Source organism: Flavobacterium sp. OHVDL-2026-0007 (genome assembly GCF_059882335.1).
This window is the reverse complement of record NZ_CM187612.1, coordinates 3,519,848-3,534,928: the sequence shown is the minus strand read 5'-3', so window position 1 is coordinate 3,534,928 and position 15,081 is coordinate 3,519,848. Positions and strand designations below refer to the sequence as shown.

The following is a 15,081-nucleotide window of genomic DNA, read 5'->3' as shown; positions in this document are numbered from 1 at the left end:
GTGCTCTGTCTCATAAAAACCGTATTAAGCAAAAAAGCTGTTCTAACGAACAGCTTTTTTTAGTTTGAATTAGTAATCTTCCTTATTCGGTAATCGGTGCACCAGCTAAGATTTCAGCATTTGCAAACTCTTCGAATTTTGCAAAATTAGCTTTAAATTTCTGAGCTAATTCCAACGCTTTTTTATCATACAACTCAGGATCTGCCCAAGTATTTCTAGGATTTAAAATTTCACTCGGAACGTTAGGGCAAGATTGTGGTTTTGCAATCCCAAATACTTTATGGTCTTTGTATTCCACATTATCTAATTCTCCGTTTAACGCCGCCGTAATCATAGCACGTGTATATTTTAACTTCATACGAGTTCCTGTTCCGTACTCTCCACCTGTCCAACCTGTATTGATCAACCAAACTTTTACATCTGCATCTTTCATTTTTTTAGTAAGCATTTCTGCATAACGCGTCGGATGCAAAGGCATAAATGGCGCACCAAAACAAGCTGAAAAATTAGGTTGTGGCTCTGTAATTCCCGCTTCAGTTCCTGCGACTTTTGCCGTATATCCTGAGATAAAATGATAAGCAGCCTGTCCTGGAGTAAGCTTAGAAATTGGAGGCAAAATACCAAAAGAATCGGCTGTTAAGAAAAATATATTTTTAGGATTATGCCCAATAGAACCTGGCTGAATATTATCAATATGTGTTATTGGATAACTCACACGTGTATTTTGTGTAATGGAAATATCATCATAATCCACTTCATTTGTTCCTGCTTTAAAAACCACATTTTCTAAAAGCGCTCCTTTTTTGATCGCCCTAAAAATATCTGGTTCATTTTCTTCGGATAAATTAATCACTTTCGCATAACAACCCCCTTCAAAATTGAAAACTGTGTTTTCACTGGTCCATCCATGCTCATCATCGCCAATTAACTTACGAGCTGGGTCAGCAGATAAGGTTGTTTTTCCAGTTCCAGATAATCCAAAGAAGATAGCCGTATCTCCCGCTTCACCCACATTGGCACTGCAATGCATTGGCAAGGTATCTTTGAAAACAGGTAAAATGAAATTTAAGGCAGAAAAAATTCCTTTTTTCATTTCTCCTGTGTATCCTGTTCCTCCAATAAGAGCTACTTTTTTAGTAAAATCTAAAATCGCAAAATTAGACTGACGCGTTCCGTCCACGGCAGGGTCTGCCATAAAACTTGGCGCACATATTACGGTCCACTCTGGTGTAAAATTAGCCAATTCAGCATCTTCTGGTCTCAAAAACATATTGTAGCAAAACAAATTAGACCAAGCCGTTTCGGTAACAACACGAACATTTAATCGATAATTTGCATCAGAGCAAACATACGAGTCACGAACAAAAACTTCTTTATTGGATAAAAATTGGGTTACTTTATTATATAATTTCTCAAAAGCTTCAGGCGCAAAAGGAATATTTACTTTCCCCCACCAAACTTGATCCTCGGTAATACTATCTCTTACAATAAAACGATCTTGAGGTGAGCGTCCGGTAAATTCTCCCGTGTTAATTGCCAATGCTCCCGTAGAGTTTTCAACACCTTGGCCTGATTGCAAAGTAGCCGCATGCAATTCATCTGCTGATAATTGATAGCGAACTTTAGCATTTTCAATTCCTAATTCTTTTAACGAAATCGATTGCGTAAAAAGTGTGTTAGCGTCCATAAATTTTAATGTTGTGTATGTTATTTGATCCAGTACAAAAATATAATTTTATTTTCAATCCCTTTAAATTATTTAAATTTCCCTTTTATTTATATGTAAAAAGTAAAAAATGACAATTTACTTTCTCGAAATAAAAAAAAATTAATACTTTTTAGATTGATTTCTTATAACTTTAACTAAATGAATTTGTTATATTATTGCCTTTTAAGACAAAACAATACTATAAATTCACATAAGCAACGTCATATGTTATATATAATGCAAAATTAAAGATTAAATTTCAGATAAGATTTTTTATACTGAATTTTATGATTTTCTTTTTAGAATACTGAAGAATAAGTAGCTCCAAGCAACAATTAATAGCAATCCACCCAAAGGTGTTACGAATCCTATAATTTTAAAATCAAATGAAGTAAGATTATTTGTGGCTAACAAATAGATTGAGCCCGAAAATAATAGCACTCCAAACACCGTCAAATTATAAACACTTTTTAATACTTTTTCAGAAATCTCTTTTTGAGTAGATAGAAAAAACAGGAAAAAAGCATGGTACATCTGATAACGAACAGCTGTTTCAAAGCTAACAAGTTGTTCTACTGACAGCCATTTTTTCAAGAGATGAGCGCCAAAAGCCCCCAGTATGATGGCTAACACACCCATAAAAATCCCAGTTAAAACTATTTTCCTATTCATCTTATTTGTATTTCAATGTTATATAACAAATGTACTTCAATACAATTTAAAAAGCATTTTCCAACACCATTAAAATACCCTTATAGAGAATGAAATTATATGTATTTTTGTTAAAATTTAAAATAACTCATTTTTTTACAAAAATTACATTGTTATATCTATAACATTTTAATACATTTGTGTTATATATTTAAAAAATGAGAAGGATCTTAATTATCGGAGCTGGTCGATCAGCCTCTTCATTAATTCGCTATTTATTATCAAAATCAGAAAGCGAAAATTTACACCTTGTTGTAGCGGACTTGTCTTTGGCTCTAGCCGAGAAGAAAACGCAGCAGCACCCCAATGCTACTCCAATAGCTTTAGATATTTTTAATACTGAAGAAAGAAAATCAGCTATAGAGCAGGCCTCAATTGTCATTTCGATGTTACCAGCCCATTTACACATAGAAATCGCAAAAGATTGCCTTCAATTTAAGAAACACCTAGTAACAGCTTCCTACATAAGTGATGCCATGCAGGCACTTGATGAAGAAGCAAAGCAGCATAATTTGATATTCATGAATGAAATTGGCCTTGATCCAGGAATTGATCATATGAGCGCCATGAAAGCCATTGATGAAATTAGATCACAAGGCGGCAATATGCTACTCTTTGAGTCATTCTGCGGTGGTTTAGTAGCACCTGAATCCGACAACAATCTATGGAACTATAAATTTACCTGGGCTCCAAGAAACGTAGTTTTAGCTGGACAAGGTGGAGCAGCAAAATTTATTCAAGAAGGTACTTATAAATACATTCCGTACAGCGCTTTATTTCGCAGAACGGAATTTCTAGAAGTGGAAGGTTACGGCAAATTCGAGGCTTATTCCAACCGAGATTCATTAAAATACAGGTCGATTTACGGATTAGATCATATCCTAACCTTATATAGAGGCACAATCAGAAGAGTTGGTTATTCAAAAGCTTGGAACATGTTTGTGCAGCTCGGAATGACGGATGATAGTTATATCATGGAGGATTCTGAAAACATGAGTTACCGTCAATTTGTAAATTCCTTTTTACCGTATCATCCAACAGATTCTGTGGAGATCAAAACCAGATTGATTCTAAAAATTGATCAGGACGATATTATGTGGGACAAACTTTTGGAATTAGACTTGTTCAATCCAGACAAGAAAGTGAATTTACCCCATGCAACTCCTGCCCAAATATTAGAGAAGATACTCTCAGACAGCTGGACATTAGCCCCTCACGACAAAGATATGATCGTAATGTATCATAAATTTGGATATGAATTAAATGGCAAAAAACAGCAAATAGACTCAAAAATGGTGTGCATTGGTGAAGACCAAACCTACACCGCAATGGCCAAAACAGTTGGATTACCTGTAGCCATGGCCACCTTATTAATTTTAAATGGTAAAATAACAACTCCTGGTGTACAACTTCCTATAAGAAAAGAAGTATACTTACCTATTTTAAAAGAGTTAGAAGAATATGGGGTAGTTTTTAACGAACAGCTTATGCCCTATTTTGGTTACAATGCAGATCTGTTTTAGTTTTTGCAATTGTTTTTTTTTTTTTAGAATTTTTTTTTTAGTTTTTAAATTTCCGCTTCTAAAATTATAGAAGCGGATTTTTTTTCTACTTTGCTGACTGTACTGTAATAGGCAGACTATACATTACACGAACAGGCTCTCCTTTAACATAACCCGGAATCCATTTTGGACACACCTTTAGTACTCGGATGGCTTCATCTCCTGTTCCATATCCAATATCCCTTAATGATCTAAAATCTGACAAAGAACCATCTTTTTCCACGACAAAAGTGATATAAATCTTACCACTTAATTTTATACCTGTAGGGGTTGCTGGCACTTTATAATTTTGACCAATAAACTTGTAGAATTCTGCCGTTCCACCAGGAAAACTTGGTTTTCTCTCCATTTCTCCCAGTTTATGAAGCGTTGTATCTTTCGAATTTGACTTATCCACCACTTCTTGGGCTCTCATTTCTGCACTAAAGACAAACAATGCCAATGCATAAACTACCCCCACACCAAATACCTTAAACATAATTTTAACCTGAGATTCTTTTTTAGTCATCATAAGTAAACGTTTTTTAGTTATTAGATAATTTATATTACTCGCCAATTGAATTGTACCTTTATCTACAGCAAAAGCTAACAATAGATTTTGATAATTCTTAACGGATTGAAATTGCGCATTTACGGCCTGATCCGCTAAAAATTCGTGATTGAGTTTGATTGCTCTTTTGTAAAACAACAACAGAGGATTAAACCAGAACACAATCTGTAAAATCTCTACAAAAAGAACATCCAAAGTATGTTTTTGATCCAAATGTGCTTTTTCGTGAGCTATTAATTCAGATGGCACTTTACCTTTCGTAAATTCATCCTTACTTACAAAAACAGTTTTCCAAAATGAGTGCGGTAAAAGAGTCTGGTCGAGCAAAACAACTTCCGTCCCATCTACCAACACCACTTCATTTTCCTTAATTCTTTTATAAAACGAATAAATATTCAAAACAAAACGAACAATCAACAACAAGGCCACCACCGCATAAAACCCAATAATTAATGCCATTACAATATCACTCTCAGAAATTGTCTTGAGGTTTTCATTACTTTTTCGAATCACCAACTCATCCAATTGAACAATTCCCGTTTTTGCCGAAAAAGAAGTGGCAAACGAAACAATTTGCAACGGAATTATAAAACTAAAAATCAAACTCGCCAACAAATAAGCACGATTAAAACGAAACATCTTTTCGTTTTCTAACCACAATTTATACACTACATAGAATAAGATAAGTAGCACTCCTGATTTTAAAAGATAAGTTGTCATTTTTTCTTTTTTTGAATTTCTGAATCAATTATTTTTCTAAGATCCTCCAATTCCGAAGTTGATAAATTGGTTTCGGTTGTGAAAAAAGAGGCAAATTGAGATGCTGAATTATTAAAGAAACTACTAATTAATCCGTTTACATGTTTTGAAAAATAGGCTGTTTTTTTAACCAGTGGGTAATATTCTCTTGAATTCCCAAATTCATTATAGGCCACAAATTTCTTATCGATCATTCGTTTTAAAAGCGTAGCAATTGTTGTTGTTGCTGGCTTTGGTTCTGGATACGCTTCGAGCAAATCTTTCATAAAAGCTTTTTCAAGCTTCCAAAGATGTTCCATTAATTGTTCTTCTGAGTTTGATAATTGCATTTTTTTTAGTTTTTTAGTTTTTGTTCCGAAAGCAATACCCCGTTATTGTATTTTTTGATTTCTGTTAATCTTCCTTTATCTGAATAGAATTTCCAATCGCCAAAATAAAACCAATGTAGTTGTCTTGATTCTCCTTCTATTTTTGTTTTCCCTTTGGATTGCACTTTTCCGTTTTCATAATAATTTTTAACTGTACAGCTTCCGTTTTTGTATTTTTCGGTTTTGTAGATTTTGCCGTTGATGTAGGATTTCCACTTTCTTACCGGCTGGTCATGTTTGTAATACTCATATGATTTGTAATTTATATCATCTTGGGTATAATCATCAATCCAAGCACCTTCTTTCTTCTTGTCAATTTTCTGATTAACTAATTTGGTTTTACAGCCTGACAAGACTATTCCAAAAAACAAGACTATAAAAAGTTGACGCATATTTTTTCATTTTACTCTACAACAGTAGATTTAGCTCTACAAACGTAGAGATAAATTTTTAATATACAATATGTTTTTCTAACTTTCTGACTACAATGACTTTAAATCCATAATAAATATATTTTTTGCTCCTTAAAATTCAAACCTTACCTATAACAACTGAGGAAATAGTCCTAAGGGAGGCCATACCAATAAAAAATCCGCTTACTCTTTTTAAGAATAAGCGGATTTACAATTTCCTCCTTTATCAAAGAATTATAAGCTATCTTTATTTAACAACTTAAAAAAAATGATCTTTGGATTATTTAGAAAGTTCTACAAAATATTTGTAAAACAATGGTATAGTCTGAATCCCTTTTAAGTAATTAAAAATTCCAAAATGCTCATTCGGCGAATGAATTGCATCACTATCCAAACCGAATCCCATTAGGATAGTTTTACTTTTAAGCTCTTTTTCAAATAATGCCACAATTGGAATACTTCCACCTGAGCGCACTGGAATAGCAGGAACTCCAAAAGTTTCTGTATACGCCATATTTGCAGCTTTATAACCAATACTATCAATCGGCGTCACATAACCTTGTCCTCCATGATGTGGTGTTACCTTAACAGTAACTCCAGCCGGAGCGATGTTCGTGAAATGTTTCGTAAAAAGAGTCGTTATTTCTTCCCAATCTTGATTCGGCACCAAACGCATCGAAATTTTCGCAAAAGCTTTACTTGCAATAACCGTTTTTGCTCCTTCTCCTTGATACCCGCCCCAAATTCCGTTTACATCTAATGTTGGACGAATCGAGTTGCGCTCGTTGGTTACGTAGCCTTTCTCACCATACACATCGTTTAAGTCTAAAGCTTTTTTATATTTCTCTAAACTAAACGGCGCTTTTGCCATTTCAGCTCTCTCTTCAAGGGATAATTCTTCAACTCTATCATAAAATCCTGGAATAGTAATATGATTGTCTTCATCATGAAGCGATGCAATCATCTTAGCCAAAACATTAATAGGATTAGCTACTGCACCTCCATATAAACCTGAATGCAAATCACGATTTGGACCTGTAACTTCAACCTCTACATAACTTAATCCACGTAAACCAGTAGTAATTGATGGCTGTTGATTAGAAATCATTCCAGTGTCTGAAATTAAAATCACATCATTCTTTAGTTTCTCCTGATTGCGTTCTACAAACCAAGCTAAACTTGCTGAACCTACCTCTTCTTCACCTTCGATCATAAATTTTACATTACAAGGCAAAGTATTGGTTTGTACCATAAGCTCTAAAGCTTTTACATGCATATACATTTGGCCTTTATCGTCACAAGCTCCACGAGCAAAGATTGCACCTTCTGGATGAATTTCTGTTTTTTTAATAACTGGCTCAAAAGGAGGTGATGTCCATAACTCTATTGGATCTGGCGGCTGAACGTCATAATGACCATACACTAGAACAGTAGGCAAATTTGGATCGATTATTTTCTCTCCATAGATGATTGGATAGCCCGGAGTGTCGCAAATTTCGACTAAATCGCAGCCTGCTTTTGATAAACTTTCTTTAACTGCTTCTGCAGTATCAATCACATCTTGCGAATATGCAGTGTCGGCACTTACCGACGGAATTTTTAATAACTCCACCAACTCACTGATAAAGCGATCTTTATGCTGTTGAACGTAAGCTTTTATGATTTCCATTTAAATATTTTTTTATAGAGTTTCAAAAGTACAAAAAATAGAATGAATATTTTTTTCATAAAATACTTTGAAATATAGAAGTTATGCTTATCTTTGCACCACAATTGAGCGGATATGGTGAAATTGGTAGACATGCCAGACTTAGGATCTGGTGCCGCAAGGCGTGTAGGTTCGAGTCCTATTATCCGCACTGAAAAAGCTTCTGAGAAATCAGAAGCTTTTTTGTTTTTATAACTTGTCTTCTTCTTAATTACACAAACATGATATAGAAAAAGAATTAGAGCTTGATATCCGTATTTGTAATCCGTTTTTCACCAAAACATTCCCAAAAAAAATTAAACGATAGTCAACTAAAAATCAAATAAATACACACGGCTAAATAGCTAATTTCAAGAATTCTTCCTTACCTTTGATAAGCTTAAAAACACTAAACCAACTTCGTCTATTCACCTACATGGAAACCGATTTTCAAATTTTGTTTCGGTTAAAAAATTAACAGTTGTTACTTTAATAACTCTGCAATTGAGTCTTTCATTTAAAAACAAACGAAATGGAACCACAACTTCAAGAAATTCGCGAACAGCAAAAAGCGGCTTGGAATAAATTTTCTCCCGGTTGGAAGAAATGGGATTCTGAAATTCTAGACTTTATGAAGCCTTTTGCTAATGAAATTATTCGCCTGATAAACCCTAAAAATGCAGAAGTAATTTTAGATGTTGCCGCAGGAACTGGCGAGCCTGGTTTAAGCATTGCATCTATGCTTTCAGACGGAAAAGTGATTATTACCGACCTTGCAGATGACATGCTCGATATTGCTCGTGAAAATGCGGCTAAAAAAAAAATAACAAATATTGAATTTCATGCCTGCGATGTAAGCGAACTTCCTTTCTTTGACAACACTTTCAACGCCATTAGTTGCCGAATGGGCTTTATGTTTTTCCCTGATATGCTTTTGGCCGCCAAAGAAATGTATCGGGTTTTAAAACCTGGCGGAAAAATTGCAATTGCAGTTTGGAGCGTACCGGAGAAAAATTTCTGGGTAACTGCCGTTGGCGGTACTATTAACAGAAACATGCAATTAGCTCCACCTGCGCCAGAAGCCCCTGGAATGTTTCGTTGTGCAAGACCTGGTTTAATGATAGATATTTTTAGTCAGGCTGGTTTTAAAAACATTTCTGAAAAAGAAATAGTCGGTAAATTAAACTGTGGAACGTCCGAGGTTTATTGGAACATGATGACCGAAATCGCAGCGCCTTTTGTTGCCGCTCTCAGTAACGCAGATGATAGCATGAAAGAAAAAATAAAACAAGAGGTTTATGAATTAATTAATGAAAAATATCCAGAAGAAAATGTAATTATAGACGGAACTGCGCTTATAATTTATGGTGAAAAATAACCAACTCGACATCGAAAGAGTCGTTTCAAGATCTCGCATTATTCCCAAGACAATAACATAATTTAAGCAACGTATTATCTTGCCATACATCTTGTTTCGGTACCACTATAAAAGAAATCAATTAATCTATTTTTTAGCTTCTATTGTAAGACTACCCGCACTCTTAATTCCGATATATAAAATACAAAAATTAGGAGATTTAATTTTCAATTCAACACACATTAGAGATCAATCCTATTTCGTTTTTTTTACAAACAAAAAAACCCGTGTAATCAGCACGGGCATCAATCATCAATCGAAAAAATCAAGGTAATCACTCCTCAATATTTTTTTATTATCAAAAGCTCTCTAGCTTATCCAAATCTTCTTTTTAAACAAATTCGCTGTATGCTTTAAATGTTGATTCACTCCGATTAAAACAACTAAAATCAACAACGAATACCCTACAACAGTGTAAATCTCCATATTAGACAACAATGCAGATTGTTTGGCAACCGTGCTAAAAACCTTTTTTAACGCAAGAGCATTTGATTCGTCAAGCGAATACCCTTTTGACATAAAACCTTCCGATGTCCTAGCGATGACTTCCTGAGCCTGGGTATTTTCTCCAGTTACAAATTGACTCAATTTCAAAAAGTGCTTTTTATTTAAAAACACCTGTGCATTCTGCATGATACAAAATCCAATGGTACTCCCCCAAAAACGACCAGAAACTCCAATCACCCCAGATGATGTCATCATCTTTGACGGAACCGCCGTTACGGTAAACAACACCAAAGGAACAAATAAAACCCCAACAGCTATTCCTTGCAAAACATAAGGAACTATGATATCCATCAAAGAGACATCGGCAACAAAAAGAAAAGTAAACCAAAAATGATAAATTGCTAAAAGCGAAAACCCAATCATAAATATATATTTTGTCGACACAGATCTCATCAGAAAAAAAGCTGCAAGAACAAGTCCTATTACATTTCCTAGCCCATTTACATATTGCACAGCCGCAACCCGTGACGGATCCCAATTCCAGATCGTAAACATAGCGCTATGACAAATACTCAAGGTAGCCCTGGCGATGTAAAAAACAAAAAATAACAGAAAACCGATTCTTAAATTTGCATACTTAAAAACCTCAAAATCAAAGCTTGGTCGCTTTAATAATAATTGCCTATATACAAACAAACCTCCCGTAATCAAACAGAATATTAAAGACAAAATTAACTGTGACGATTCAAACCAGTACTTTCTTTCCCCATAAACAAAGAAGTAAGCACCAGTCAAAACAGATGTTAAAATCAAAACAAAACTCAGAAAATCAACTTGATAAAGCGGAATTTTCTTAGTGATTCGATGACTATTAAAAGTTACCAATATCAAAAAAACATTAATAACTTGAAGCATACCCGAAACATATAACATGTATTTCCAATCGTAATGATCCAGAAACCAAACCGCAATATTCATTATAAAAGGCGTCGCCAATAAAAGCGATCCATAATAAACCGAAAAACCAATGATAATAGCATTCTTAGATTTAAAACGCTCGACCAGCAACTGCCTCAATATCATCACGGGCAGAGCCATTAGAACCCCTTCAAGTATTCTTAAAACAATAAATACAGCAAAGTTAGTCACATAACTAGATGCTGCGATAACCACAGCAATCAGACAATAAATAGCCATCAAATAACTTTTGGCCGGAAAATAATTCGAGAACCTACTCTCTATTAAAATCGTAGCCAGCAAAGTCCCATAGGTCACACACATAGCAAACTGCAAATCCTCTGCTTCGATATCCAAAAAACTGGCTGCATAAGCCACATTAGAACTATAAACACCCAATAATATCATCGAATGCAACAAACACACAAACAAAATAATAATGATCGCCCAATTCGGGACCCAGGATTTAAAAATACTCTTATCTTCCATTTTATTGATGTTCAGCAGTAACTGAAATATTCATCCCTGCTCTTAAAAACTCAGCCTGTTTGTCTGTATCTTTTAACTGAATTCGCACTGGGATTCTCTGTTCAATTTTCACAAAATTTCCTGTTGCATTATCAGGAGGCAATAGCGAAAATCTTGCACCACTTGCTGGCGATAATGACGTAATAACTCCTGTAAACTCTTTATTACTTATCGCATCAGCCTGAATTCTCACTTCCTGACCAACGGTTAAATATTGCAACTGCGTTTCTTTAAAATTGGCTGTTATCCATTTTTCCTTACTCACAATAGAAACCAAGGACTGACCTTCTTTCACCAACTGTCCTGGCTGTAAAACTCGCTTCCCTACCCATCCATCATAAGGTGCCGTAATTACGGTATAAGAAAGAAACAATGCAGCATTATCGGCAACAGCTTGCTTAGACACTATAACAGTTTGAGAAGTAGGAACATTTGCTTGCGCTTGAGACGTACTTAAATTTGAAGATTGAATTCGATCTCTCATTTCCTGAAAATGAGCTTGTGCCGATTCATAATCCGCCTTTACCTTTTCTAATTGCTGCGAAGTTGCAGCCTCTTCTCTTACCAAAGCTTTATAGCGCTCATACTCTAATTTCGTTTTCCAAAGAGTTGTTTTTGCACCCGCCAACTGTGATTCTCCAATTGCCGTTGTACTTGCCGTTGTCACAACATTTCTCTCAGCTACAACACTACTCTGCCTTGCACTTTGAACATCAGCCAAGGCCACATTTAACTTCGATTTGTATTCGCGATTATCAATAACAACCAACGTATCTCCTTTATGAACAAATTGATTTTCCTCAAAACGAACTTCCTGTACATACCCTGTGATACGAGACATAATAGGCGTTACATATTGCTCCACCTGAGCATCATTGGTCGCTTCGTGATTTTGATTGAATACATAAAACCAAATTCCCAAAATAATTCCACTAACAACCAATGCACATGCAATAATCGTTATTGCAATATGAAATGTTTTATTTGTTCTAGTTTCATTTTTAATCTTTACCATATACTTTATTTCTATATTCTACTTTAATTTTCTTAATCTAGTTAAATTTCGTTTGCAACATTCCAGCAGTACGGAGCAATTCGTAATGTTTCATTACAGCATCAATTCGAATCGAAATTTTATTGTATTTTGCCTGCAGCAACGCATTATCAGCATCCACCATCTCTGTTATTAAAACCAGCTGATTCAAGTATTTTAGCTTTACAATTCGGTAATTTTCATCGGCCAATTCTAAAGCCTTATCAACAACCTTAAACTTCTCGGTGATTTCTTGATATTGCGTATGATTTCGATATAACTCATCTTGAATTTTATCTTTTACAATTTCAGACTGCATTTCCTGCCATTGAATTCTGGTTGTCGCCATTTGGACCTTAGTCTTGTTTTTATACAAGCCCGACAAATCAAAACTAGCTTCGATCCCAACTTGTCCTAAGGTGTACAAATATGGATTTGGAGGGAAAAATTTATAATTAGGATAGTTAAAACTATAATTTCCAAAGAAATTAATACTTGGGTAATAATTCCCTTTTACCACACTTAATTCAGTTTTCTTCACAGCCAGTTCTTGACTTGAAATTCGCATTTCCTCATTTCTTAATGCATTATTCAAAAACAAATCATAGGAATCAATACCTTGCATTTCATCAATATCCATAGCCATATCAACATCAACATCTTGCTGTTCCGGCAATTGAAGCAAGGTTTTTAAATCGTGAAGTGAAATTTTAATATTTTTAGAATTAGTCAACGCATTCAACTCACGGTCGGAAAGTTGTAACTCTGCACGCAACACTTCATTTTTAGTTACTGTCCCATGCTTCTGCAGAGACAGAACTTCTTTTAATCGGTTTCGCTCTTCTTTGATACTCTCCTCAATAATCTTCTGAAGCTCCTTCATTTTGTAAATACCCAAATAAGTTCCGATAACCTCTAATTCAATATCATTTTCGGTTTTTTCTTTTTTTATACGTGCAATTTGACTCTCCTGATTCGCAATTTTTATTGCATTGTTGATTTTATTCCCAACATAAAGTGGCATTTTAAAAGTAGTTCCAACTTCATAAATTTCAGGAATTGTACGCGTAACTTCTTTACCCTTCAAGAAACCACCTTTAAACTCAGTTATATTGGTAATTCTGGAATAGGCACCGTTTAGCTCAATTTCAGGCAATCGAAGATCCTTGTTTTCTTTGATGTTTTGTTCGGAAAGTGTTACTTCGAGTTGAGATCTGAGAATATTTCTATTATTCTCTTTGGCAATTTTAATCGCTTCACTTAATGAAATCGAATTTATTTGTTGCGCTTGTAAAGTGGTGAATCCGAGAAAAAATAAGGCTATCGCAGTTTTTTTCAAGAAACACTGTAGTGCGGAAATCTGTTTTTTAAGGAACATGAATACATAAATAATTTATAATGCAAAGTTCCCTCATTTTTTTGTTGACTGATAATTCTAAAAAGTCAATAACATATTCATTTCGGACAAATGTTAATTTTTCACACTAAGAAGACACAACTTCAATGAATTAAAAATCAAGCATTTACTCAAAACAGTAGCAAACAAAAATTTTTCAGTTGACTTCAGAGATTAAGCCACCAGTCAAAAAACAAGTCCAAAACTTAAATAACTATGGTATTACCTGCTTTTCAAAATATCCTCACCATTCAAGTAATCTGATGGACGCTGCCCCAGAACTTTAAAGAAAGTATTGCTAAATGTCGGCACACTACTATATCCTACTTCCTGAGCCACCTCCTTGACCGAAAGTTTTCTATCTAGAAGTAATTCAATTGCCCTCAAAATCCTTCTAATCGTATAATACTGAATGAATGACATCTTGAGATCTTTTTGAAACAAACGATACAAAGAGCGCTCGCTATATCCAAATTCTTGTGCCACATTACTAAAAAGTATAGTTTCTCCTAAATTATTCTCGATATAACGCAAAATTTTACCTAATCGTGGATCTTTAGGCAAAGGCAATTCTAAAGGTAGATTTGTTAGACAAATTTGCGGCAATATAGCTTTAATAGCTTTAGCGATCACAAAGTTAGAACTTCCTTTCTTAAGATCACCATTCCATTGATTGGTAAAAAGCATCATTTGTAGCAGTAGATTATTCACCGGATAAATACCTTCATTCTGATAAAATACATCCTCTTCTTTCTCTACTGGAAAATACAAATTTCGCATCATCACGTTTTTGGACTTCGGATGAATACTATGCTCTACACCAGCTGGAATCCAAATCAAATGTCGTGCAGGTAAAAAATAAGTTTTAGTCTCCGTAGTCACAAACACAACATCTCCTTCAGCATATAGTAATTGTGCTTTATTATGTTTATGTGTCGTAACAAACAATTCTCCCATCAAATCATGATGACAATAAATACTTTTTTTATCAGCATCAACTTTCTTGGTGTAATACTTCTCAATTTTATTATTGAATTGTTCCATTTAGGCAATAAGGATATAAACAAGCTTTATTGGATTATCTAGTTTTTGCGCTATATAAATATAAGGAAGAAAATTATACAATGTAGAATTGTATTAAAATAAAAAAGCCTTTCCGTTAAGAAAGGCTTTCTCCAATATTGCGGTCTGGACGGGACTCGAACCCGCGACCCCATGCGTGACAGGCATGTATTCTAACCAACTGAACTACCAAACCTACTGCGTTATTGTGGTGCAAAAATACAATAGAAGTTTGATTCTACAAGGTTTTTTTCGATTTTTAAACGAATAAAATCAATATTTTTTTTAACCTATTGATTTCTATTAAAATAGAAAAACACAAAAAGATGTATTTTCTTACTAGTTAAATATCTCAATAACAATAGCACCGCTTTACACCCTTTTATAAAACAAAACTCTCTTATTTATATACAAAAAACACCTCAACAACCTCCTTCAAAACAAATACACCTACTTCGAATTAAAATCTACAGTTGTGAAAAA

Annotated in this window: 12 protein-coding genes and 2 tRNA genes; 3 read left to right on the top strand and 11 right to left on the bottom strand. The window is 34.4% G+C overall.

Annotated features, from left to right (window positions below):
* Positions 1-82: 82 nt before the first annotated feature.
* Positions 83-1,687 (bottom strand): phosphoenolpyruvate carboxykinase (ATP), encoded by a 1,605-nt coding sequence (pckA, locus tag AC51AA_RS14510; protein ID WP_500702941.1) that lies wholly within the window; start codon positions 1,685-1,687, stop codon positions 83-85.
* A gap of 306 nt (positions 1,688-1,993) precedes the next feature.
* On the bottom strand, positions 1,994-2,380 hold the full coding sequence (locus AC51AA_RS14505; protein ID WP_500702940.1) for a DUF423 domain-containing protein: 387 nt from the start codon (positions 2,378-2,380) through the stop codon (positions 1,994-1,996).
* Positions 2,381-2,577: 197 nt separating this feature from the next.
* Between AC51AA_RS14505 and AC51AA_RS14500 the strand changes: the two genes are divergently transcribed.
* Positions 2,578-3,942, top strand: a complete 1,365-nt coding sequence (locus AC51AA_RS14500; protein ID WP_500702939.1) for a saccharopine dehydrogenase family protein — start codon at positions 2,578-2,580, stop codon at positions 3,940-3,942.
* A gap of 85 nt (positions 3,943-4,027) precedes the next feature.
* Here the strand turns inward: AC51AA_RS14500 and AC51AA_RS14495 are convergent, their stop codons facing one another.
* From AC51AA_RS14495 to AC51AA_RS14480, 4 genes are all read right to left on the bottom strand, one after another.
* Positions 4,028-5,251, bottom strand: coding sequence for a M56 family metallopeptidase (locus tag AC51AA_RS14495; RefSeq protein WP_500702938.1), 1,224 nt, complete (start codon positions 5,249-5,251; stop codon positions 4,028-4,030).
* Positions 5,248-5,619 carry a BlaI/MecI/CopY family transcriptional regulator gene (locus tag AC51AA_RS14490; RefSeq protein WP_500702937.1) on the bottom strand — a complete coding sequence of 124 codons (372 nt, stop codon included), beginning with the start codon at positions 5,617-5,619 and terminating at the stop codon, positions 5,248-5,250. The genes AC51AA_RS14495 and AC51AA_RS14490 overlap by 4 nt, the downstream gene beginning before the upstream one ends.
* A gap of 5 nt (positions 5,620-5,624) precedes the next feature.
* Entirely contained in the window at positions 5,625-6,050 is a 426-nt protein-coding gene (locus tag AC51AA_RS14485) for a hypothetical protein (RefSeq protein WP_500702936.1), read from the bottom strand.
* Between the two features lie 301 nt (positions 6,051-6,351).
* Positions 6,352-7,740, bottom strand: a complete 1,389-nt coding sequence (locus AC51AA_RS14480; RefSeq protein WP_500702935.1) for a dipeptidase — start codon at positions 7,738-7,740, stop codon at positions 6,352-6,354.
* Positions 7,741-7,848: 108 nt separating this feature from the next.
* On the opposite strand from AC51AA_RS14480, the gene AC51AA_RS14475 reads away from it, so the two are divergent.
* Both AC51AA_RS14475 and AC51AA_RS14470 read left to right on the top strand, forming a co-directional pair.
* Positions 7,849-7,930, top strand: a tRNA-Leu gene (locus tag AC51AA_RS14475).
* A gap of 360 nt (positions 7,931-8,290) precedes the next feature.
* On the top strand, positions 8,291-9,136 hold the full coding sequence (locus tag AC51AA_RS14470; RefSeq protein ID WP_500702934.1) for a class I SAM-dependent methyltransferase: 846 nt from the start codon (positions 8,291-8,293) through the stop codon (positions 9,134-9,136).
* A 348-nt stretch (positions 9,137-9,484) separates the two neighbouring features.
* Here AC51AA_RS14470 and AC51AA_RS14465 read toward each other — a convergent pair whose 3' ends face one another.
* The 5 genes from AC51AA_RS14465 to AC51AA_RS14445 form a co-directional block, all read right to left on the bottom strand.
* A complete protein-coding gene (locus tag AC51AA_RS14465; RefSeq protein WP_500702933.1) occupies positions 9,485-11,068 on the bottom strand; it encodes an efflux MFS transporter permease in 1,584 nt (527 codons plus the stop codon).
* A gap of 1 nt (position 11,069) precedes the next feature.
* A complete protein-coding gene (locus AC51AA_RS14460) occupies positions 11,070-12,122 on the bottom strand; it encodes an HlyD family secretion protein (protein WP_500702932.1) in 1,053 nt (350 codons plus the stop codon).
* 37 nt (positions 12,123-12,159) lie between these two features.
* Positions 12,160-13,479 carry a TolC family protein gene (locus AC51AA_RS14455; protein ID WP_500702931.1) on the bottom strand — a complete coding sequence of 440 codons (1,320 nt, stop codon included), beginning with the start codon at positions 13,477-13,479 and terminating at the stop codon, positions 12,160-12,162.
* A gap of 279 nt (positions 13,480-13,758) precedes the next feature.
* Entirely contained in the window at positions 13,759-14,580 is an 822-nt protein-coding gene (locus tag AC51AA_RS14450; protein WP_500702930.1) for a helix-turn-helix domain-containing protein, read from the bottom strand.
* A 140-nt stretch (positions 14,581-14,720) separates the two neighbouring features.
* Positions 14,721-14,794 (bottom strand) — tRNA-Asp (locus AC51AA_RS14445).
* Positions 14,795-15,081 lie beyond the last annotated feature (287 nt).

Bases quoted from the DNA above. Each gene is read 5' to 3' on its own strand.
- pckA (WP_500702941.1), bottom strand. From the start codon at position 1,687: ATGGACGCTAACACACTTTTTACGCAATCGATTTCGTTAAAAGAATTA.
- AC51AA_RS14505 (WP_500702940.1), bottom strand. From the start codon at position 2,380: ATGAATAGGAAAATAGTTTTAACTGGGATTTTTATGGGTGTGTTAGCC.
- AC51AA_RS14500 (WP_500702939.1), top strand. From the start codon at position 2,578: ATGAGAAGGATCTTAATTATCGGAGCTGGTCGATCAGCCTCTTCATTA.
- AC51AA_RS14495 (WP_500702938.1), bottom strand. From the start codon at position 5,251: ATGACAACTTATCTTTTAAAATCAGGAGTGCTACTTATCTTATTCTAT.
- AC51AA_RS14490 (WP_500702937.1), bottom strand. From the start codon at position 5,619: ATGCAATTATCAAACTCAGAAGAACAATTAATGGAACATCTTTGGAAG.
- AC51AA_RS14485 (WP_500702936.1), bottom strand. From the start codon at position 6,050: ATGCGTCAACTTTTTATAGTCTTGTTTTTTGGAATAGTCTTGTCAGGC.
- AC51AA_RS14480 (WP_500702935.1), bottom strand. From the start codon at position 7,740: ATGGAAATCATAAAAGCTTACGTTCAACAGCATAAAGATCGCTTTATC.
- AC51AA_RS14470 (WP_500702934.1), top strand. From the start codon at position 8,291: ATGGAACCACAACTTCAAGAAATTCGCGAACAGCAAAAAGCGGCTTGG.
- AC51AA_RS14465 (WP_500702933.1), bottom strand. From the start codon at position 11,068: ATGGAAGATAAGAGTATTTTTAAATCCTGGGTCCCGAATTGGGCGATC.
- AC51AA_RS14460 (WP_500702932.1), bottom strand. From the start codon at position 12,122: ATGGTAAAGATTAAAAATGAAACTAGAACAAATAAAACATTTCATATT.
- AC51AA_RS14450 (WP_500702930.1), bottom strand. From the start codon at position 14,580: ATGGAACAATTCAATAATAAAATTGAGAAGTATTACACCAAGAAAGTT.